The sequence below is a fragment of the Streptomyces sp. NBC_00045 genome, assembly GCF_045041095.1.
Taxonomy (GTDB): domain Bacteria; phylum Actinomycetota; class Actinomycetes; order Streptomycetales; family Streptomycetaceae; genus Streptomyces.
In genome coordinates this window covers 7,824,877-7,843,119 of the sequence record NZ_CP108271.1, presented here as the reverse complement: position 1 = coordinate 7,843,119, position 18,243 = coordinate 7,824,877, and the positions used below count along the sequence as shown (strand labels likewise).

Below are 18,243 nucleotides of genomic sequence, written 5' to 3'. Positions count from 1 at the left end.
CCCCCCCCCCCCCCCCCCCCCCCCCCCCCCCCCCCCCCCCCCCCCCCCCCCCCCCCCCCCCCCCCCCCCCCTTTTTTTTTTTTTTTTTTTTTTTTTTTTTTTTTTTTTTTTTACGGACGCCGCGAGCACGGCGATCGCCCAGGCGGTGATCCCACCCTCCGTCCCCCACGGCGCGGGTCCGTCTCCGGGGGGCGGCAGCCAGCGGTACAGCCAGTGCCCGATGAGCAGGTGCCCGGCCCACAGGGCGCCGACCGCCGCCCACGCGGCGCGGCGGTGTCCGGCGACGACCGCGGCGAGGCAGGCCAGGGCGACGCTGAGGAAGACGGGGCCGTACGGGTATCCGCAGGCGAGGTAGGCCAGCGTGACCGCGCAAACGCCGTACAGGACGGGCACGGGGTGGCGGTGGCGCAGGAGCAGCAGGGCCGGGCCCAGGAGCAGGAGGAGCCGGCCGAGCGCATCGAGGGGCTCCCGGCCGGGCTGGAGCTGGTGCACCCAGCCGCCGGCCGCCTGCGCGAACACGGCCACGAGGAGGGAGGAGCGCCACGGCAGCCGCCCGTCACCGGTGTGCTCCGTCCAGTACTCCCGCCGCCAGTGCCCCATGCGGCCACGCTAGACGCCCGGCCCCGCCCCCGTCGTCCGCCGTACGGGCCGATCGGGCGTACTCCCGGTGGAGTACGCGCGCAGGGCGTCCACGGCGATGCGGGCGGTGGTGCCGATGACCGCGTCGGCCGCGGGGAGGGTGGCCGCGGGGTTGGCGGCGCGGGTGAAGACGGCGACGGCGTAGCGGCCGCCGTCGGGGTATTCGATGACGCCGACCTCGTTGCGCACGGTCGGCAGGCTGCCGGTCTTCCCGGCCACGTGGACGTCGTCGAAGGGGAATCCGGAGGCCATCCGGTGGGGCCACACCTGGAGGCTTTTTTTTTTTTTTTTTTTTTTTTTTTTTTTTTTTTTTTTTTCCCCCCCCCCCCCCCCCCACACACACACACACACACACACACACACACACACACACACACACACACACACACACACACACACGGATGGCGGCGCCGTGTTCGGGGGTGCAGGCCTCGTCGCGCCAGACGGCTCCGAGCAGCCGGGTCATGTCGCGGGGCGTGCTGCGGTTGCTGCGGGCCGGGTCGAGGGCGCGGAGCCGGGCGATGACCTGCGGATCGGCGAGGGCTCGTGCCGCGGCGGGTCCGGCGTCCTCCCGGATGCCGGCGAAGAGCGAGCGGAAGGTGTGGACGGCGCGGGTACGGGTGAGGCCCAGCCGGGCCGTGGCTTCGTTGACGCCGTCGATCCCCGTGCGCGCGAGGAGCAGGTCGGCGGCGGCGTTGTCGCTGACGGCCGTCATCAGGTACGCCGCGTCGCGCAGGGACATGCGCACGGGATCCAGCATCGCGGCGAGCCCGGTGGGGCCGGCGGTGCGGTCGGCGGGAGGCACCTCGACCTGTTCGGTGAGGTCCAGGCGGCCGGCCGCAGCCTGTTGGTGGAGGGCGACGAGCAGGCAGAGCTTGTGCACGCTGGCGGTGACGACCGGGTGGTCCGCTCCGGCGTCGACCTCCGCACCGGAATCGATGTCGACGGCGTGCAGCCGGCCGGTGACGCCGGCTTCGGCGAAGGCCGCACCGATGCGGTGGAGGGTGCGGTTCACAGCCAGTACTCCGCTGCCGGGCGCAGGTGGAGCGGCCGGGCGGGTACGTCGGCCGTCACCGCCGCGGTGCTCCACAGGGCGCGTGTGGTCGCCTCGGCGAAGGCGCCGACCGCGGCGTCGCCGCGGCCCTGCGGCCAGGCGACGCTGTGGCGCCAGGCCAGCGGGGCGCCGGCGAGGGGCCGCCAGACGATGTCCGCGTGCGGGCCCGGCCCGTCCGCGGACGCGCTGTCCCGCGGGGCGAAGGCCACGGCGTCGGCGGACAGGACGAGGCCTCGGACGAAGCCGGGGCCGCGGCCGTGCCGGACGGCGGCCGGGGTGTAGCCGCCCCGGGCACAGGTGTTCAGTACGTCGTCGTGCAGGGCGGGCGCCTCGGCCCGCGGGAAGAGAACCAGGCCGTACCCGGTGAGGGCGGCGAGCGGTACCTCGTCGAGCGCGGCGGCAGGGGCTTCGCGGGGCAGCAGCACTCCGAGTTCGCTGTGCAGGACCGGGCCGAGCTCCAGCCCGGCGATGTCGCAGGGGTGGCGGACGAGCCCGGCGTCCAGCTCGCGGGAGGCGAAGCGGGCCAACTGCTCGGCGGTGGACAGTTCGTGGAGCTCCAGCCGTACTCCCGGGTGGTGCTGCCGGAAGGCGGCCAGGATCGCGGCGATCGTCTCGCCGGCGGTGTCGGGCGGGAGGGCGGCGCGCAGGAGTCCGCTCTCGCCGTCGCGGATGCGGCGGGCGGTGGTCGCGAGGGCCTCGGCGCGGGCGAGCAGAAGCCGGGCGTCCTCCAGCAGCATCGTGCCCGCGGCGGTGATCGACACCTGTCGGCTGGTGCGGTCGAAGAGCCGGACGCCGAGCTCGCGCTCCAGGCGCTGGATGCGCTGGGACAGGGGTGGCTGGGCCATGCCGAGCAGCTCGGCGGCACGGCCGAAATGTCTTTCTTCTGCAACAGCGACGAAGCACTGCAGATGCCGGATCAGGTCCACGGCCAGCAACGATATCGGAATCTGATCGATCTGTGATCCATACGGATCTTGGACTATCACCGGGCGGTGGTGCTGTGCTCGGGCCATGACCTCGCCTTCCTTTCCACCGCTCGCCGCCCCGCGCGCCCCGTACCGCGCCGCCCTGGCCCTCGCGCTCGCCCTGGCCGCCGGGCTCACCGGCTGCGCCACCGAGCCGCAGCCGCAAGCGCCCACGACCCGCGGGTCGGCCGCGAGCCCGAGTGCTTCCCCGGCCGCGGTCGACAGCCGGGAGCGGCTGACCGTGGACGGCGGTACCCGGGAGTACCTGATGCACCGTCCGACCGCCGGTGGTGGTGGCACCCGTCCCCTGCTCATCGCCTTCCACGGGCGCGGAGCCGACGCCGAACACCTGCGCAGGCAGAGCGGCCTGGACCGGGCCGCCGAGGCGCGCGGCATGCTGCTCGTGTACCCCGAGGCGCTGGGGAAGGCCTGGGGCGCGGGCACCGCGCCCACCGGGCAGCGGCCGGATCCGGACGCCGACGTCCGCTTCACCGAGGCGCTGGTCGCCGAGCTGGTGCGCTCCGGCCGGGCCGACCCGCACCGGGTGTACGTCGCCGGGTTCTCCAACGGCGGCTCGATGGCCCTGCGGATGGCCGCCCAGCGTCCGGAACTCGTCGCGGGAGCGGCCTCGGTCTCCGGTGAACTCCCCACCGGGGCCGCCGCCGTGAAGCCGACGGGGGCGGTGCCGGTCCTGATCGTCTACGGGGCCGAGGACCCCGTACGGCCGTTGGCCGGGCTACCCGCTCCCGGGCCGGCCGGTCCCGGGGAGGAGCCCATCACCGCGACCATGTCCGCCCGGGCCAGCGCCGAGGCGTTCGCCACTGCGGGCGGCGCCGGCGCCCCTGCCGAGGAAGCCCAGCCCGGCTACGACTCCGTCACCTGGCGGCCCGGCACCGCGGGCGCTGCCGTGCGGCTGCTGGTCATGCGGGGGGCGGGCCACACCTGGCCCGGCTCGACCGTCCCGCCGCCCGCGGGGTTCGGCTCCGTCAGCACCGCGCTGGACGCGAGCAGCACGCTCCTCGATTTCCTGGCCGCCCAGCGGCGTTGACGAGGCCGCCGGTCGCCGCCCGCGGCCATGGCGGCGCCCGCCACAGCGGTGGTCCCGAGTGTGGCGGACGCCGCCATGGGCGCGGCCGGTCCCCCTCCCTACTGTTCAGCCATGACGAGCCAACTTCCTTTCCTGCGGGAGCGCGTCGCGCTGGTGACCGGCGGCGGCAGCGGCATCGGGCGCGCCTGCGCCATCGCCCTGGCCGAGGCGGGCGCCACCGTGCACGTGGTCGACATCGGTGAGGAGTCGGCCGGGGCCGTCGCGGGACTCGTCGGCGGGCGGGCGCACGTCGTCGACCTCGCCGACCCGGCCGCGATCGGGCGGCTGCCGACCGCCGTGGACATCCTGGTCAACAGCGCCGGGCTGCAACACGTCGCCCCCATCACCGAGTTCCCGGCCGAGCGCTTCGCGCTGATCCAGCAGGTGATGGTCACCGCGCCGTTCCTGCTGCTGCGCCACGTGCTGCCGCACATGTACGCCGCCGGCTGGGGCCGCGTGGTCAACATCTCCAGCGCCCACGGGTTGCGCGCCAGCGCCTACAAGTGCGCCTACGTAGCCGCCAAGCACGGGCTGGAGGGGCTGAGCAAGGTCACCGCGGTGGAGGGCGCCCCGTACGGGGTGACCAGCAACTGCATCAGCCCCGGCTACGTCCGTACGCCCCTGGTCGAGGCGCAGATCGAGCAACAGGCCGCCGCACACGGCATCAGCGCCGGTGACGTGCTGTCCGAGGTGCTGCTCACCCGCTCCGCGATCAAGCGCCTGATCGAGCCCGAGGAGGTCGCGGCGGCCGCGGTGTGGCTGTGCGGACCCCACTCCGGCTACCTCACGGGAACCTCGCTCCCCCTCGATGGTGGCTGGACGGCCACCTGAAATTAACTACCGACCAGTAGACATGTGCTCCGATCTTGCGGATTCTGGCTCCGTACATGCCAATTCAGCCATTGAGGAGCGCCCCCACATGCGCAGCACCCGCGCCCGCGTCCGCCTGCTCGGCACCGCCACCGGCACGGCCGCGGCCACCGTCGTCCTGATGCTGGCCCCGTCCGCCTCCGCCCAGGCCGCCCCCGCTCCGGTCCCGGCCCCGGCTGCCACCCCGGCCGCGGCCACCACCTCCGCACCCGGCGGAAACGCGCTCATCCGCGGGATCGACTACGGCACGTGGAAGCGTGACGTGGCCGCCGTCATGGCCACGGCACGCCCGTACGTCGAGCAGCGGATCGCCCGGTCGCCCGCCGGCGAGAAGCCCGCGATCGTCCTGGACATCGACAACTCCTCGCTGGAGACGGACTTCCACTGGTTCTGGACCTTCCCGACCCCGGCGATCTCCGAGGTCCGCGACCTGACCCGGTACGCCAACGACCACGGTGTCGCGATCTTCTTCGTCACCGCCCGCCCCGGGATCATCCACTCCCTCACCGAGCACAACCTCAAGGCGGTCGGCTACCCCGTCACGGACCTGTACGTCCGGGACCTGCCCGACCTCTTCGACGAGGTCAGCGCGTACAAGACGGGCAAGCGCGCCGAGATCGAGTCCCTCGGCTACACGATCATCGCCAACATCGGGAACAACAACAGCGATCTGGTCGGCGGTCACGCGGAGCGCACCTTCAAGCTGCCGGACTACGACGGCAAGCTCTCCTAGCCGGTACACCGCTGCCGGCCACCCCCACGCGGGTGGCCGGCAGCAGGCTCTGCCCGCACGTCAGCTGTGACGGATCCCGTCGCAGGTGATCCGCAGGTGGCGCGGGCCGCGCAGGACCGCGTTCTGCCGGTAGGGCGGCGGGTCCTCGACCAGGCGCGGGTTCTCCAGACGGCGGGCCAGTTCGCTCAGCGCGAGCTGCGCCTCCAGCCGGGCCAGCGGGGCGCCGAAGCAGCTGTGGATGCCGCTGCCGAGGCCCAGGTGCTGGACGTCCTTGCGGTACGGGTCGAACCGGTCGGGGTTCTCGAAGCGGTGCGGGTCCCGGTTGCCGGCGGCGAGCACCAGCCACATCGAGGAGCCCTTGGGAATGGTGACCCCGCGGACCTCGATGTCGACCAGCGGGGTCCGCTGCGGCAGCAGCTGCACCGGCGGCTCGAACCGCAGCAGTTCCTCCACCATGGGCACGGCGAGCTGCGGCGTCTCGCGCAGCTGCTGGAGGACGTCCGGGTTGCGCAGCAGGGTGAGCATCCCGTTCGTGATGAGGTTGACGGTGGTCTCGTGGCCCGCGATGAGCAACAGGGCGGCGGTACTGAGCAGTTCCATCGTGCTCATCGACTCGTCCGGCCCGTGCCCGACGGCCAGTTGGGACAGCATGTCGTCGCCGGGGTCCTTGCGCCGCTCCTCGATCAGCCCGGCCAGGTACATGCCCAGTTCCATCCGGGCGTCGTGGGTGGTCTTGTCCCGCTCCGCGGGATCTGCGTCCGGGTCGGGGTCCAGGCTCGCGGCCAGGGTGTCGGCCCAGACGTGGAAGCGGGCCTCGTCCTCGCGCGGCACACCGAGCAGCCGACAGATCATGGTGACGGGGAACGGGTAGGAGAACTGGTCGACCAGATCGATGTTCCCGGGGTCGCCGAGGTTGTCGATGAGCCCGGTGACGATGCCGTGCAGGTCGCCGCGCATCCCGTCGATGCGGCGCGGCGAGTGCGGCGGCCCGAAGGGGCGGTTGGTCATCCGGCGCAGCCGGTCGTGCTCCGGCGGGTCCAGCTTCAAGAAGCTGGGCGGCAGGGCCGCAGCCCCCTCGTCCTCGCCCTCGGCCAGCGGGTCCCCGGCCGTGGCGGCCAGGTTGCGGGCCTCGGAGCTGAGCCGCGGGTCGTGGAGCAGGCCCAGGATGTCGTGGTACGTACTGATGACGTACGGGCCGTTCCCGTCGTGGAAGACCGGGGTCTTGCGCAGCTCCTCGTAGAGCGGGTACGGGTTCGCGCGGTTGGAGTAGTCGAGGATGTCGCTCAGGATGCCTTGCTTCATGCCGGGTCCTCCGGGGGGCGGGCGGGTCAGTGCCCGGCGGGGGTGAACGTCATCCGCCGGTCGGCCGGCGAATATCCGCTGAGGGTGATGGTCGGTCCGTGGGTCGGCACGGACGGGTCGGGGAAGTCCGCGGGGAGGGGTTTTTGCCCTTCGGGGCGCCGGTCGACGGTGGGGAACGGCGGTGGGAAGGGAGCCGTGTTCTCGATCTGCTTCTCGTAGAACTGGAGCCAGCGCGAGTTGTCGAAGGTGACCGCCCCGATGACGCGGCCCTGGTAGCCGTAGACGCCGGTGAAACGCCGCTCTGCGCGCGAGCCCTGGGTGATCATGATCTCGGTGCCCATCGAGGGCACGCCCACCGACTTGATGTTCACCCCGAACTGCGTCGACCAGAACGCCGGTACCCAGATGTGGGGGCGGCGCTCGCTGCTCTCGCTGAGCATGTTGTGGGCGGCGGTCTCAGCCTGGGAGACGGCGTTGCCCCAGTGCTCCAGCGACAGGAACTGGTAGCCGAACAGCGCGTGCGGAGAGCGGGCGACGTCGCCCGCCACGAAGATGTCGTCGGTGACGATGCCCCAGATGTCGAAGGCCCTGCAGCCGGCGTCACAGGCGATGCCGCGCGGTCCCGCGCCGAGTCCGGAGCCGGTCAGCCACTCGGTGTTGCGCTGGGCGCCGAGCGAGACGACCACGACGTCGCACTCCAGCGTGGTGCCGTCGGAGAAGTGCGCCGCACGCACGTGCCCGGTGGCGTCGCCCTCCAGGGCCGTGACCATGACGCCGGTGCGCAGGTCGACGCCGTTCTCCCGCTGGAGTTCGGCGGCCACCGCGCCGATGACACCGCCGAGGGCGCCGACGAGGGGACCGTCGCCTCGCTCGGCGACGGTGACCTCCAGCCCGCGCTCGCGGCAGGCCGAGGCGATCTCGGAGCCGGTGAACCCGGCGCCGATGACCAGGACCCGGCTCGGGCCGGCGTCAAGCCGCCGGGCCAGGGCCGCGCCGTCGTCGCGGGTCCGCAGCACGAACACGCCGTCGAGTTCCGCCTCGGCCGGGTTCGGCCAGGGCCGGGCCCGTACGCCGGTCGCGATGAGCAGCCGGTCGTAGGGGACCTCGTCACCGTCGGCGAGCTTGACCCGGCGGCCGGCCATGTCGAGCCCGCTGGCCGGTACCCCGAGGCGCCACTCGGCGTCGATCTCGCGGCGGCGGGGGAGCGCGGTGCGCTCGGCCGAGCCCATGCCCAGCAGGGCCTGCTTGGACAGCGGAGGCCGGTCGTACGGCGCGTGGGGCTCGTCGCCGATCATGGTCAGCGAGCCCTTGAAGCCCTTCTCCCGCAGCATCTCGGCGCCGCGCAGCCCGGCGAGCGAGGCACCCACGACGACGATCCGGCCGTCCGCCTTGAGGCGGTCCAGGTTTCCGTCAGGCATCGGACGCCTCCCCGGCGGCGGCCGCCATGTCCAGCTCGTCCACGAGGATCGCCTGTACGGGACAGGCGGCGACCGCCTGGGCCACGCGCTCGCGATGGGCGTCCTCGGCCTGCGGGTCGTAGAGCAGGCCTTCGTCTCCGTGCATCGCGAAGACGTCGGGTGCGAGGAAGGCGCACTGCGCGTATCCCTGGCACCGGTTGAGATCGACCACAAGCCTCAGCAAGGTCCAGTCCTTTCGTCGGCCCCTCCGGCTCCCCGGCCAGATTGCGGCGCGGCAGGAAGAACGGCGCGTCCGGCGCTGCCATTGGGGTGATGGAGGGCGGGCGTCACGGGGTACGGCGGGCAGCGCCCAGGATGTGGAGGCTGATGATCAGGGCCCAGGCCGGGAAGACGAGCTCGGACCAGGGCAGGCTGGAACCCACCACCAGCAGGACCAGACCGGCCAGGGTTCCGATCATGACCAGGGGCCTGGGGAGGACCCCCAGTTTGCGCCCGAGGGACGAAGTCGCGAGGACGAAGACGGCGGCCATCCGCATCCCGTACGTCGTGAGCAGCGTGTACGCGAAGTGCCGGCCGAAGCCCGTGGGATCGTCGGCGTCGAGCGCGGTCCCGGCGGCGGCCACGGCGCCGAAGAGGCAGGCGACGAAGACCAGTCCGCTGCCCAGGAAGGCGGTGGCGATAAACCGGTCCTCGGCATCGCCGGTGTGCTCGCGCAGCGCGCCCATGAACCACAGGAAGGCGATGCCGGCGAAGGGGACGAGCTCCATGGCCGTGCTCAGTTCGCCGCGCCGGCCAGGGGCGAGCCCCACCTGGTCGCCGCCGCCCCCTTCGGGCAGGGAGATCCGTGCGAGCACCATCGCCGTCGCGAGCAGTACGGCGAAGACGACCCCGGCCAGGCCCGCGGCCTTGGGGGTGCTCAGGCTCTGTGTCCGGGGCGTCCCGGGTGCTCCCTGTGTCATTCCTCCAGCAAGCCGCCCGCCGGGCCCTCGTGCCAGCGGGGGGACGCGGTCGGGTGACACCCCGGGGCGCCGCCCGACCAGCGGGCTCGGGGGGCCGGCTACGGGGCCGTGATCAGGACGCTGGCCGGTTCGCCCGCCCCCTCCTCCCGGTGCGGTTCCGGCCGGGAGGTGCCCGGGGCGCTGCCGGCAACGATCAGCGCGAGCAGGACCGCCGCGGCCTCGCTCCGGAGGATCCGGGCGGCTTGCACCAGCCGGTGCGGGTCCGGGGCCGGGATGGACAGGGCCAGGCATTCGGCGTTGGCCCCCGAGGTGATCGGGACGGCCGCGCAGACCGTGCCCATCGCGTACTCCTGGAGGTCGAGCAGGGGTGCGCCCGGCCCGCGGGCGTCGAGCTGCCGGAAGAGGTCGTCCTGCCGGGTGATGGTGTGGGTGGTGAACCGCGCCGCCTCGTGCCGGGACAGGTGGTCCTTGCGGCCGTCGGGGCCGAGCTGGGCCAGCAGGGCTTTGCCGACGGCCGAGGCGTGCGCGGCGGCCCGGAAGTCGACCCATTCGTCGACGAGCGGGGTCGCCGGGCCGTCGGCGTACTGGGTGATGCACACCTCGCCGTCGGTGTAGCGGGCCACGTAGACGGCGGCGCCGACCGCGTCCCGCACCCAGGCGAGGGTTTCGTGCAGGTGTCCGGGCCCGTCCCCGGACGCCGCCTCGGTCAGTAAGAGCGCCCGGCCCGCGATGTACGCGCCGGGGCCCACCGGGACCGCCAGGTTCGCCCGTACCAGCTGCTCCATCACCCGGGCCAGCACGAGCTGCGGCAGCCACGTCTCGCGCGCGATCTGCGCGAGGCCCACCCCGCCCGAGTACCGGTTGACGACCTCCAGGACGCGCAGCGCCCGGTGGACGGCCTCCATCGCGACGGGAGCCGGCCGCGCTCCGGACGGACCGTGCACGGCCGGGACCGTCTTCGGCGGCCCGAGCGCTTCGAGCGCCCAGGCGTTCGCCTCGTCCGTCAGGTGCAGGAGGTTCAGCCGCGCGTGTTGGGCCACCGCCACCGCCACCTGCGGGCCGAGGAGGAACACCTCCCCCAGGTCCTGGTCGTCGCTCCAGCTCCGGGCCGTCACGGCCCGCCGCAGCCGGGCGGGCAGCCGGTACGGGGGCCGCCCGCCGTGGCCGCGTACCACCGTGAGGGCGGTGAGGTCCTGGGTGCTGATCGGCGGAGACGTCCAGATGACCGAGGCCCCGAGGGCCTCCTCCAAGTTCTCCGGGACCTCCGGCAGGTGCGGCAGCCCCTCGTCCGGGGGCAGCGCCTCGGCCAGCGCCTTCCAGTGCCGGGCGGTGCGCACCTCGGCGCGCGCGAGGTGGTGGAGGTGCAGGAGGCGGGCCGCCGTCCGCGAGCCGGCTCCGGCCGCGTACTGGAGCCAGAACTGCGCGCCCTCCATCCGGTCCGCCAGGTGCAGGAGGCAGCCGAACAGCAGCGCGGGTTCCGCTCCGTGCGGCCAGGTCCCGGCGGCCAGGGCGAGTTCGGCGAAGGGACGGCTCTCCGTCAGGGACCAGGCCAGGTCGTCCAGTGCCCGTGCGGCCCGTACGTGGCAGGCGGCGTCGAGTACGAGGTCGTCCGCCGGGGTGGACGCGGGGGCGGGCGGGCGGGCACGGCCGGCGAGGGAGGCGGGTGCCGGGAAGCCGCCCCGGCCGGTGGCGCCGCTCGCCGAGCGGGCCCGGTCGGCGGCGATGCGGCGGGCGATGCGCCGTCGGGCGGCGTCCTCGTCGTAGCCGGCGTACTCCTCCACCAGGACCTGGGCCTGTTCCAGTGCCTCCGCCAGTTCCTCACCCGTCACGGCGTCGCGGTCGGCCGTCATGTCGCTCACTGGCCCTTCTCCTCTCCAGGAGCCCAGTCCGCCCCGAGTTTCTGGGACAGGATTCGGCGTGCGCCTCGAATGTGCGAACGGACCGCCGCGGGGGAGATCCCCATCGTCCGGCCGACGGTGCCGTTGTCGTAGCCCAGCAGGAAGGCCAGCAGCACGACGTCGTAGTGCCGGTCGGGCAGGCAAGCGATCGCCGCGTACAGGCCGAGCTTGGACTCCAGCAGTTCCATGCGCTGGCGGGACGCGCGGCGCAGGGCGGCGAACCAGGCCGTCTCGACCATCGCCGCGGGCCGGCCGAGGAGCGCCAGTCTGCGCGCGACGTGTTCGCGCAGCACCGCCCAGGCGAAGCCGTGCAGGCTCGCCTCCTTCAGCGCCTGCCGCCACACCTTCAGCAGGAAGGTGAACACGTCGTCGACGACGTCCTCGGCGTCCTCGCGGGAGCCCAGTTGCAGGTGTGCGTAGCGCAGATAGGCGCGGTGGTGCTGGGAGTGGAACGCGCTGAACTCGACCGGCAGGACGCCGGCCAGTTCGCTGGCGACCGCCCGGTCACCGGACGGGTCGAACTCGCCCTCACTCATGCGCTCCTCCATGCGGGCGGCGTGGGTGTCTCCTGACGGCATCGGAAGCGACGAGTATCAGCACGGGCGTGACGGACTGGACAGGATTCACGTCGGCGGGAAGCCTTCCGGTGAAATGAACGGAACGGGCATGCCTGACCCCCACATCCAGCGGCCGGACGGACCGGCCGCTCCCCCAACACCACCCCATCGGAAAAGACGCCCGATTGTGCACGGCTGTCGACGGAAATCTTTCGGGAAATGGCGCATCTGCTCCGCTGCGCGCCCCCCTTGCCGCCGCGTACGCCCCTACTCCGGTACTCCCCCGCTCCGCTACTCCACGACCAGGTCCGCCCGGGACCGGCCCGCGGCGATCAACCGGGCGTTCGCCTCGTCCGAGCGGTTCACCCACTCCTCGGCGCGGGCCGGCGCCTTCCCGTGGCGGACGTGCCGGTCCACCAGCCGCCGTACGCGCAGGGCGTCGTCGGGCGCGAGGAACCAGACCTCGTCGAGCAGCGCGCGTACCGCTGCCCACTCCCCCGCGTCGTGCAGCAGGTAGTTGCCCTCGGTGATCACCAGGCCCACCCCGGGGCCGACGGGGATGCTCCCGGCGACCGGCTCCTCCAGCGACCGGTCGAAGGCCGGGGCGTAGACCGCGGCGGATCCGGGCGTGCGCAGCCGGGTCAGCAGCGCCGCGTACCCGGCGGCATCGAAGGTGTCCGGGGCGCCCTTGCGGTCGGCCCGGCCCAACCGCTCCAGTTCGGCCCGGGCGAGGTGGAACCCGTCCATCGGTACGACGACGGCCAGTTCGGGTCCCAGCTCCTGCGCGAGGCGTGCGGCCAGGGTGGACTTGCCGGCTCCGGGCGGCCCGGCGATGCCGAGGATCCGTCGGGTGCCCGACGCCGCGAGCGCGCGGGCCCGCTGCTCCAGTTCGGTGAACTCCATCCCCGCATCCTGCCCGGGGCGGGCCTACGGAGCGGGGGGCGGGTGGGGGGCGGAGCCGACGCGGGCGATGAGCAGGGCGATGTCGTCGTCCGCGGAGGCCGGAACGAGGTGGCTGATCAGCGAGTCGCACAGGTGGTCCAGCGAGCGCTGGTGTTCGCCCAGCAGGCGGGTCAGTTCCCCCAGGCGCTCGTCGATGTCGCTTCCGCGGGCCTCGACGAGGCCGTCGGTGTACATGACGAGGAGGCTCCCCGGTGACAGGGTCACGTCAGTGGTGGAGAAGGCCGTGCCGCCGACGCCGAGCGGGGTGCCGGGCGGCAGGTCGAGGAGGCGGACCGTGCCGTCGGGGTCGACGGCCGCCGGCGGCGGGTGCCCGGCCCGGGTGATGCGGCAGCGGCCGGTCTCGGGGTCGACCACGGCGTACAGGAAGGTGGCGATCATCGGGTCGGCGAGGTCGTCCAGGGTCGCTTCCAGCTGCCGCATCAGCGCCTCGGGGGCGAGGTCGAGCCGGGCGAGGGCGCGCACGCTGGCGGAGAGCCGTCCCATGACCGCCGCGGCCGCGATGCCGTGACCCATGACGTCCCCGATGAGGAGGGCGGCCTTGCCCCCGGGGAGCTGCAGCACGTCGTACCAGTCCCCGCCGATCTCGTTGACGTCGCTGGCGGGCAGGTAGCGGTGGGCGACCTCGACGCCGGGCGGCGGGGTGATGTGCTGGGGCAGCATGCTGCGCTGGAGGATGACGGCGGTCTCGTGTTCGCGGTGGTAGAGGCGCGCGTTGTCGATGCTGATGGCGGCGCGGGCCGCGAGCTCCCCGGCGAGCGTGACGTCGTCGGGCCCGAACGGGCCGCCGGAGCGGGTGCGGTAGAAGGTGGCGACACCGAGTACGAGGTCCCGCGCGATCAGCGGCGCCATCATGAACGAGTGCACTCCCACGGTCAGGAGCTGTGCGGGTTTGCCCGTGTGGCGGGCGGCGGAGGCGACGGCCTGTTCGTCGAGGTGGCCGAGCAGGAAGGGCCGGCGGTCGGCGAGGGCCTGGGTGTAGGGGGCGGCGGAGGGGAACGTGAGGGTCCTGCCCAGCGGGGCGAGGATGCCGATCACCGGAGATCCGGTCAGGGGGGCCTTGCCCAGGCGCCGCAGGCCCACGCCCCCGGCGAGGCCGCGGCCGGGCTCGTCACCGCGGGCGAGGGTGTCCAGTACGTCCACGGTGGCGGCGTCGGCGAGCTGCGGTACGGCGAGGTCGGCCAGTTCCTGCGCGGTGCGCTCCAGCTCAAGGCTGGCGCCGATGCGGACGCTGGCCTCGCTGAGCAGCGCCAGCCTGCGGCGGCCCGCCTCTGCCTCGATGTGGTCGCGCTGCTGCTCGGTGATGTCGAGCAGGGAGGCGATCACGCCGATCGGGCGGCCGCCGGGGTCCTCCACCCGAACGTACGAGCAGGACCAGGCCCGGTCGCGGGCGGGGTCGGCGGGGGTGCGGCCCGTGCGGCGGCGATCCAGCACCGGCTCCCCGGTGGCCAGGACCTGCCGCATCGCGGCCTCCATGTCCTCGGCGTTCACCTCCGGCAGGACCTCCGCGAGCCGCCGCCCCACGTGGGCGGATTCCGAGAGGCCGTTCATGGCCTCCAGGGCCGGGTTGACCTGGAGGAACCGCAGCTGCGTGTCGAGGATGGCGATGCCGACGGGCGAGCGGGCGAACAGACCGTCCCAGACGGCCGACGAACCGCGGATCCGGCGGGCCGCGTGCGCGTCGGCGGCGAAGACCAGGACCGCGGAGGCGCCGTGGCGCCGGCCGGGCACCGGGCAGGCCCAGATCTCCAGCTCCAGCGGGTGCCCGTCCTGGTGCCATGCGGTCACGGTGCCCATCACCCCGCGGCCGGTGACGGCGGTCTCCCACAGGGCACGGCCGAGGCTGCGGTCGGCTCCGGGGTGGAGGAGGTCGGCGATGTGCCTGCCGACGATCTGCGGCGGTGAGTAACCGAGCAGTTCCTGCGCCGCGCGGTTCCAGCGGACGATCGTCCCGTCAGCGCTGGTGGCCAGCTGCGCCACGGGCAGGGAGCCGAGCCACCCGCCGGCGTCCTGGGCGGCGCCGCTGATCAGGTCCTCGATCGGCGTCTGCTCGGTCATCCTGCATCCGTCTCCGTGCCCGCCTGTCGCGGGCGGTCCGGTCCGCGCGGGCGGTCCGGTCCGCGCGGGCGCGGCGTGCCCCGGGTGCCGTGGTCAGCTCCGTGCGGCCGCCCGGCAAAGGAGGCCTTCAGCTGCGCTTCTTCCACACCATCCATGGTCGCCCTGGCGGCCCGGGACCGCTTCCCGGCGCGGTCAGGGGCGTGCGAGCACGGCCACGGCGTTGTGGCCGCCGAATCCGAAGGAGTTGCTGACGGCGACCTGCGAGGCGTGCCTCCTGGACGTACCCGTGACGACGTCGATGTCCGTCCCGGCGTCGGTCTCGCCCAGCCCGGCCGTGGGCGGAACGATGTCCTCGGCCAGGGCGAGGACGGTCAGGGCGGCCTCGATGACGCCCGAGGCCCCGAGGGTGTGCCCGAGTGCGCCTTTGGCCGAGGTGACGGGCGGCCGGCCGGGGAAGACGCGGCGCAGGACCGCGGCCTCGATGCTGTCGTTCAGCCGGGTCGAGGTGCCGTGCGCATTGACGTGGCCGACGTCCCCGGGGCCGGCACCTGCGTCCGCGAGGGCGGCGCGGACGGCCTGCTCGGCGCCGCGGCCGTCGGGGTGCGGTGCCACGAGGTGGTGCGCGTCCGTCGAGGCGGCGTAGCCGATGAGGCGCGCGAGGGGCCGGGCCGCCCGGGCGGCGGCGTGCTCGGGGCGCTCCAGGACCAAGGCGCCGGCGCCCTCCGCGATGACGAACCCGTCCCGGGTGGCGTCGAAGGGACGCGATCCTGTGCCCGACAGGACACCCAGCTGGGAGAAGCCGGTCACCACCAGCCGGGTCACGGCCGCCTCGGCGCCGCAGACGAGGGCGATGTCGCTGCGTCCGGTCGCCAGCAGGTCCCGGGCGAGGCCGAGGGCAGTGGTGCCCGAGGCGCAGGCCGTGGACGTGGCCAGGGCGGGACCGGTCACCCCGAAGCGCAGCGCGATGTTGGCGCACGTCATGTTGATCAGATAGCCGGGGAGGAAGTACGGGGAGACGAACTCCGGGCCCTGCTCGCCGAGCCGGGCCAGCGCCTTGTCCTGGGTCAGGACGCCGCCGAAGCCGCCGCCGGTGACGACGGCGACCCGGCTGCCGTCCCAGTCCTGCGGATCGAGCCCGGCGTGGTCGAGCGCCTGCGCGGCGGCCACGAGTCCGAGGCGGTCGACCGGGTCCAGGCGGGCCGAACCCCGCCGGTGCAGGACCGGGTGGTCCAGCTCCGGTACGCGGCAGCTGAGGGAGACGGGCAGACCGTCCAGCAGCGGGTCGGGCGCGGCGGTGGAGCGGCCGGCACGGACGGCCGACCACGTGGTGTCCCGGTCGCACCCGGCCGCCGTGACCAGGCCGAGCCCGGTCACGACGGCTTCGGGGCGCCGGGTCAACGGTCCGTCCGCCGTGCGTCGACCGATGCCGCGAACTCCGCGAGGGTGGCGGCGCGGAGCTCCTCCTCCTCGACCTTGATGCCCAGCGTCTCGTGAACGGCGATGGCCATCTCGACGATCATGAGCGAATCGGTCAGCAGGTTGCGCATGGGCGCGCTCGGCCGCACCTCGCCACGGGGGACTTCGAACCTCTCGACGAGCAGTTCACTGATCACGTCGAAGACGGATTCCGGCGCGGAAGTAGTCACGGAAGCTCTCATTTGCGGTATCGCTGCCATTGCAGCAGGGTGGCGGGGGAAGTGGGTTCTCGTGCTCAAATAGGTACCACGGCAGGGTATTTACGCAAAACCCGCCATTATTGCGGTCGTTGATGACCCGAAACGCGAGAGTGGGGATCGTTCGTGTCGGAAAGCATGGCCGATGTGATCGAGGTGGCCGGCGCCGAGCTCAGGTACGTGAAGCGGCTGCTCGGCGAGGCCGGGGAGAGCGCCTGGGACCGCTTCCTCGACTGGCTCGTCGATGACTATTTCCGGGTCGAGGTGGCGGGAGTGGAGAACCTCCCGCTCGAAGGACCCGCGGTCGTCATCGCCAACCATTCGGGCGCCTGGGGGCTCGACGCCTTCGTCCTCCAGAAGGTGTTCGCCCGCAGCCTCAGGCGGCCCCTGCACGTCCCCGCTGCACCGTTGGTATTCCGCGTGCCGGTCATCGGTTCGTATGCCCGCAGGAAAGGCGCCATTCCCCTCGATCCGACACTGGGAATGGAACACCTGATCGCCGGTGAACTCGTCGGAGTGTTTCCCGAAGGACTCGCCGGCTTGGAAAAGCCCTTTCGCAAGCGCTATCAACTGCGGCCGTTCAGTCCCGGTTTCGCGGTCACGGCCGTTCGGGCGGGCGCCCCCGTGGTGCCGGTGTCCGTCATCGGCGCCGAGGAGGCGTGCCCCCGGATCGGCGAGATCCCGGCCCTGGCACGCCTCTTCGACCTCCCCTACTTCCCCATCACCCCGGTCTTCCCGCTGCCCTCGAAGTGGCTCGTCACCATCGGGGAGCCGATCCCCGCGCCGCGCCGGCCCGAGTCCTACGCCGCCCGCTCCGCCGCGGCCCGCCTGCTGTGCGCGGAGTCCCGGGCCGCCGTACAGGCCTTGGTCGACCGGGAACGGCGCAGGCGGGAAACGCCGTTCTGGTAGCCCGGGGTCCCGGGGCCGGCTCACCCGTCCTCGGCCACCGCCCGGACCCCGGGCCAGACCAGGGTGGTCGATCCCCAGGCCAGCCCGGCGCCGTACGCGGTCAACGCGACCCGCAGTCCCGGCGACAGCGTTCCGGCGGCGGCCGCCTGGGCCAGCAGTACGGGCACCGAGGCCGCCGCCGCGTTCCCGTACGTCTCGATGTGCGACAGCACCTGCCCGGGAGCCAGGCCCAGCTCGGCGGCGAGCCCGTCCAGGATCCGCTGGTTGGCCTGATGAGCCACCAGCAGGTCCAGGTCACCCAGCCGCCACCCGGCCCGCTCAAGGGCCCGCGTCACCGAGTCGCACATCCCGACGACGGCCTGTTTGCGCACGGCGGGCCCGTCCATCCGGAAGTACGGCGAGAACGTCGCGCCCGGCCCCGCCAGGATCCGCTTCCTCGCCCGCGCCCCGCCGCCGGGGATCTCCAGCAGATCGGCCTGCGCGCCGTCACTGCCCAGGTCGAACGGCCCGAACGCGCCGGGTGCGCCGGCTCCGCCGGCACACAGCACCGCCGCTCCCGCGCCGTCGCCGAAGATGGCCGACATGAGCCAGTCCCCGGGGTCCAGGAACGCGCTGAACACGTCCGAGGCGACCAGCAGGACGCGGTCGAAGGCCCCGGCGGTGATCATCGAGGACGCCACGCCCAGGCCGTACAGGAACCCGCTGCAGCCCGACGCCAGGTCGAACGCCGGTACCGTGCCCAGCCCGAGCCGCGCCGCGACCTCCGGAGCCCCGGCCGGAAGGAGCCGGTCCGGGGAGATGGTGGTCAGGACGACCGCGTCGACCGCGGACACCCCGGCCGCCGTGAGCGCGTGCCGTCCGGCCCGCACCGCCAGGTCGACGGTGGCCTCCCCGTCCGCGATGCGCCGGCTCGCCACACCGGTGCGCTCGCGGATCCACTCGTCGCCGATGGGCCGCTGCCCACACAGCTCGGCGTTGGTGAGGACGCGCGGGGGCACGTACGCGCCGAGCCCGGCGAGGACCGCGGCGCGGCCGGACCCCGATGCGGGTGCGGGTACCGGTCCGGGCGCGGGTACCGGTCCGGCCGCGGGTACCGGTCCGGCCGCGGGTACCGGTCCGGCCGCGGACGCCAGGAGGGATGCCGAGGTTTCCATGGAGCCA

At 73.4% G+C, this 18,243-nt stretch carries 16 protein-coding genes and 2 pseudogenes; 4 read left to right on the top strand and 14 right to left on the bottom strand.

Annotated elements, in window-relative coordinates:
• Nucleotides 1–609 precede the first annotated feature (609 nt).
• From OHA65_RS36130 to OHA65_RS36120, 3 genes and pseudogenes are all read right to left on the bottom strand, one after another.
• Nucleotides 610–922, bottom strand: a pseudogene (locus tag OHA65_RS36130) (serine hydrolase); the annotation flags it as partial.
• 114 nt (nucleotides 923–1,036) lie between these two features.
• Nucleotides 1,037–1,654 (bottom strand): annotated as a pseudogene (locus OHA65_RS36125) (serine hydrolase); the annotation flags it as partial.
• On the bottom strand, nucleotides 1,651–2,619 hold the full coding sequence (locus OHA65_RS36120) for a LysR family transcriptional regulator (RefSeq protein ID WP_327280331.1): 969 nt from the start codon (nucleotides 2,617–2,619) through the stop codon (nucleotides 1,651–1,653). The gene OHA65_RS36120 and the pseudogene OHA65_RS36125, both read right to left, overlap by 4 nt.
• 85 nt (nucleotides 2,620–2,704) lie before the next feature.
• Here OHA65_RS36120 and OHA65_RS36115 point away from each other — a divergent pair, with 85 nt between their 5' ends.
• The 3 genes from OHA65_RS36115 to OHA65_RS36105 all read left to right on the top strand — a co-directional run bounded on the left by OHA65_RS36115 (nucleotide 2,705) and on the right by OHA65_RS36105 (nucleotide 5,348).
• On the top strand, nucleotides 2,705–3,706 hold the full coding sequence (locus OHA65_RS36115; protein ID WP_405763342.1) for an alpha/beta hydrolase family esterase: 1,002 nt from the start codon (nucleotides 2,705–2,707) through the stop codon (nucleotides 3,704–3,706).
• A gap of 111 nt (nucleotides 3,707–3,817) precedes the next feature.
• Nucleotides 3,818–4,576, top strand: a complete 759-nt coding sequence (locus OHA65_RS36110; RefSeq protein WP_405763340.1) for a 3-hydroxybutyrate dehydrogenase — start codon at nucleotides 3,818–3,820, stop codon at nucleotides 4,574–4,576.
• Nucleotides 4,577–4,664: 88 nt separating this feature from the next.
• Nucleotides 4,665–5,348 carry an HAD family acid phosphatase gene (locus tag OHA65_RS36105; RefSeq protein ID WP_405763339.1) on the top strand — a complete coding sequence of 228 codons (684 nt, stop codon included), beginning with the start codon at nucleotides 4,665–4,667 and terminating at the stop codon, nucleotides 5,346–5,348.
• A gap of 60 nt (nucleotides 5,349–5,408) precedes the next feature.
• On the opposite strand, the gene OHA65_RS36100 is transcribed toward OHA65_RS36105, so the two are convergent.
• The 10 genes from OHA65_RS36100 to OHA65_RS36055 form a co-directional block, all read right to left on the bottom strand.
• The gene (locus tag OHA65_RS36100) at nucleotides 5,409–6,650 is read right to left on the bottom strand and encodes a cytochrome P450 (protein ID WP_405763337.1); all 1,242 of its coding nucleotides are present in this window, start codon (nucleotides 6,648–6,650) and stop codon (nucleotides 5,409–5,411) included.
• Between the two features lie 26 nt (nucleotides 6,651–6,676).
• Nucleotides 6,677–8,068 (bottom strand): FAD-dependent oxidoreductase, encoded by a 1,392-nt coding sequence (locus OHA65_RS36095; RefSeq protein WP_327280326.1) that lies wholly within the window; start codon nucleotides 8,066–8,068, stop codon nucleotides 6,677–6,679.
• Entirely contained in the window at nucleotides 8,061–8,288 is a 228-nt protein-coding gene (locus OHA65_RS36090) for a ferredoxin (RefSeq protein WP_327285917.1), read from the bottom strand. Before OHA65_RS36090 ends, OHA65_RS36095 begins: the two co-directional genes overlap by 8 nt.
• 106 nt (nucleotides 8,289–8,394) lie before the next feature.
• Nucleotides 8,395–9,027 carry a hypothetical protein gene (locus tag OHA65_RS36085; RefSeq protein ID WP_328764745.1) on the bottom strand — a complete coding sequence of 211 codons (633 nt, stop codon included), beginning with the start codon at nucleotides 9,025–9,027 and terminating at the stop codon, nucleotides 8,395–8,397.
• A 98-nt stretch (nucleotides 9,028–9,125) separates the two neighbouring features.
• The gene (locus OHA65_RS36080; RefSeq protein ID WP_328765309.1) at nucleotides 9,126–9,932 is read right to left on the bottom strand and encodes an IclR family transcriptional regulator C-terminal domain-containing protein; all 807 of its coding nucleotides are present in this window, start codon (nucleotides 9,930–9,932) and stop codon (nucleotides 9,126–9,128) included.
• 950 nt (nucleotides 9,933–10,882) lie between these two features.
• On the bottom strand, nucleotides 10,883–11,461 hold the full coding sequence (locus OHA65_RS36075; protein WP_327280324.1) for a sigma-70 family RNA polymerase sigma factor: 579 nt from the start codon (nucleotides 11,459–11,461) through the stop codon (nucleotides 10,883–10,885).
• 312 nt (nucleotides 11,462–11,773) lie between these two features.
• A complete protein-coding gene (locus tag OHA65_RS36070) occupies nucleotides 11,774–12,385 on the bottom strand; it encodes a nucleoside/nucleotide kinase family protein (RefSeq protein WP_327280323.1) in 612 nt (203 codons plus the stop codon).
• Nucleotides 12,386–12,409: 24 nt separating this feature from the next.
• Entirely contained in the window at nucleotides 12,410–14,500 is a 2,091-nt protein-coding gene (locus OHA65_RS36065) for a SpoIIE family protein phosphatase (protein WP_328764743.1), read from the bottom strand.
• A 192-nt stretch (nucleotides 14,501–14,692) separates the two neighbouring features.
• Complete coding sequence (locus OHA65_RS36060) at nucleotides 14,693–15,898, bottom strand: beta-ketoacyl-[acyl-carrier-protein] synthase family protein (protein WP_328764742.1); 1,206 nt, start codon at nucleotides 15,896–15,898, stop codon at nucleotides 14,693–14,695.
• Nucleotides 15,895–16,146 (bottom strand): acyl carrier protein, encoded by a 252-nt coding sequence (locus tag OHA65_RS36055; RefSeq protein ID WP_405758692.1) that lies wholly within the window; start codon nucleotides 16,144–16,146, stop codon nucleotides 15,895–15,897. The genes OHA65_RS36060 and OHA65_RS36055 overlap by 4 nt, the downstream gene beginning before the upstream one ends.
• Nucleotides 16,147–16,299: 153 nt before the next feature.
• Here OHA65_RS36055 and OHA65_RS36050 point away from each other — a divergent pair, with 153 nt between their 5' ends.
• The gene (locus OHA65_RS36050; protein ID WP_405758690.1) at nucleotides 16,300–17,082 is read left to right on the top strand and encodes a 1-acyl-sn-glycerol-3-phosphate acyltransferase; all 783 of its coding nucleotides are present in this window, start codon (nucleotides 16,300–16,302) and stop codon (nucleotides 17,080–17,082) included.
• A gap of 20 nt (nucleotides 17,083–17,102) precedes the next feature.
• Here the strand turns inward: OHA65_RS36050 and OHA65_RS36045 are convergent, their stop codons facing one another.
• On the bottom strand, nucleotides 17,103–18,236 hold the full coding sequence (locus OHA65_RS36045; RefSeq protein WP_405763334.1) for a beta-ketoacyl-ACP synthase 3: 1,134 nt from the start codon (nucleotides 18,234–18,236) through the stop codon (nucleotides 17,103–17,105).
• Nucleotides 18,237–18,243 lie beyond the last annotated feature (7 nt).

What these genes read in the sequence shown, in the direction of transcription:
- OHA65_RS36115 (WP_405763342.1), top strand. Translation starts at nt 2,705, where the DNA reads ATGACCTCGCCTTCCTTTCCACCGCTCGCCGCCCCGCGCGCCCCGTAC.
- OHA65_RS36110 (WP_405763340.1), top strand. Translation starts at nt 3,818, where the DNA reads ATGACGAGCCAACTTCCTTTCCTGCGGGAGCGCGTCGCGCTGGTGACC.
- OHA65_RS36105 (WP_405763339.1), top strand. Translation starts at nt 4,665, where the DNA reads ATGCGCAGCACCCGCGCCCGCGTCCGCCTGCTCGGCACCGCCACCGGC.
- OHA65_RS36100 (WP_405763337.1), bottom strand. Translation starts at nt 6,650, where the DNA reads ATGAAGCAAGGCATCCTGAGCGACATCCTCGACTACTCCAACCGCGCG.
- OHA65_RS36095 (WP_327280326.1), bottom strand. Translation starts at nt 8,068, where the DNA reads ATGCCTGACGGAAACCTGGACCGCCTCAAGGCGGACGGCCGGATCGTC.
- OHA65_RS36085 (WP_328764745.1), bottom strand. Translation starts at nt 9,027, where the DNA reads ATGACACAGGGAGCACCCGGGACGCCCCGGACACAGAGCCTGAGCACC.
- OHA65_RS36080 (WP_328765309.1), bottom strand. Translation starts at nt 9,932, where the DNA reads ATGGAGGCCGTCCACCGGGCGCTGCGCGTCCTGGAGGTCGTCAACCGG.
- OHA65_RS36075 (WP_327280324.1), bottom strand. Translation starts at nt 11,461, where the DNA reads ATGAGTGAGGGCGAGTTCGACCCGTCCGGTGACCGGGCGGTCGCCAGC.
- OHA65_RS36070 (WP_327280323.1), bottom strand. Translation starts at nt 12,385, where the DNA reads ATGGAGTTCACCGAACTGGAGCAGCGGGCCCGCGCGCTCGCGGCGTCG.
- OHA65_RS36065 (WP_328764743.1), bottom strand. Translation starts at nt 14,500, where the DNA reads ATGACCGAGCAGACGCCGATCGAGGACCTGATCAGCGGCGCCGCCCAG.
- OHA65_RS36045 (WP_405763334.1), bottom strand. Translation starts at nt 18,236, where the DNA reads ATGGAAACCTCGGCATCCCTCCTGGCGTCCGCGGCCGGACCGGTACCC.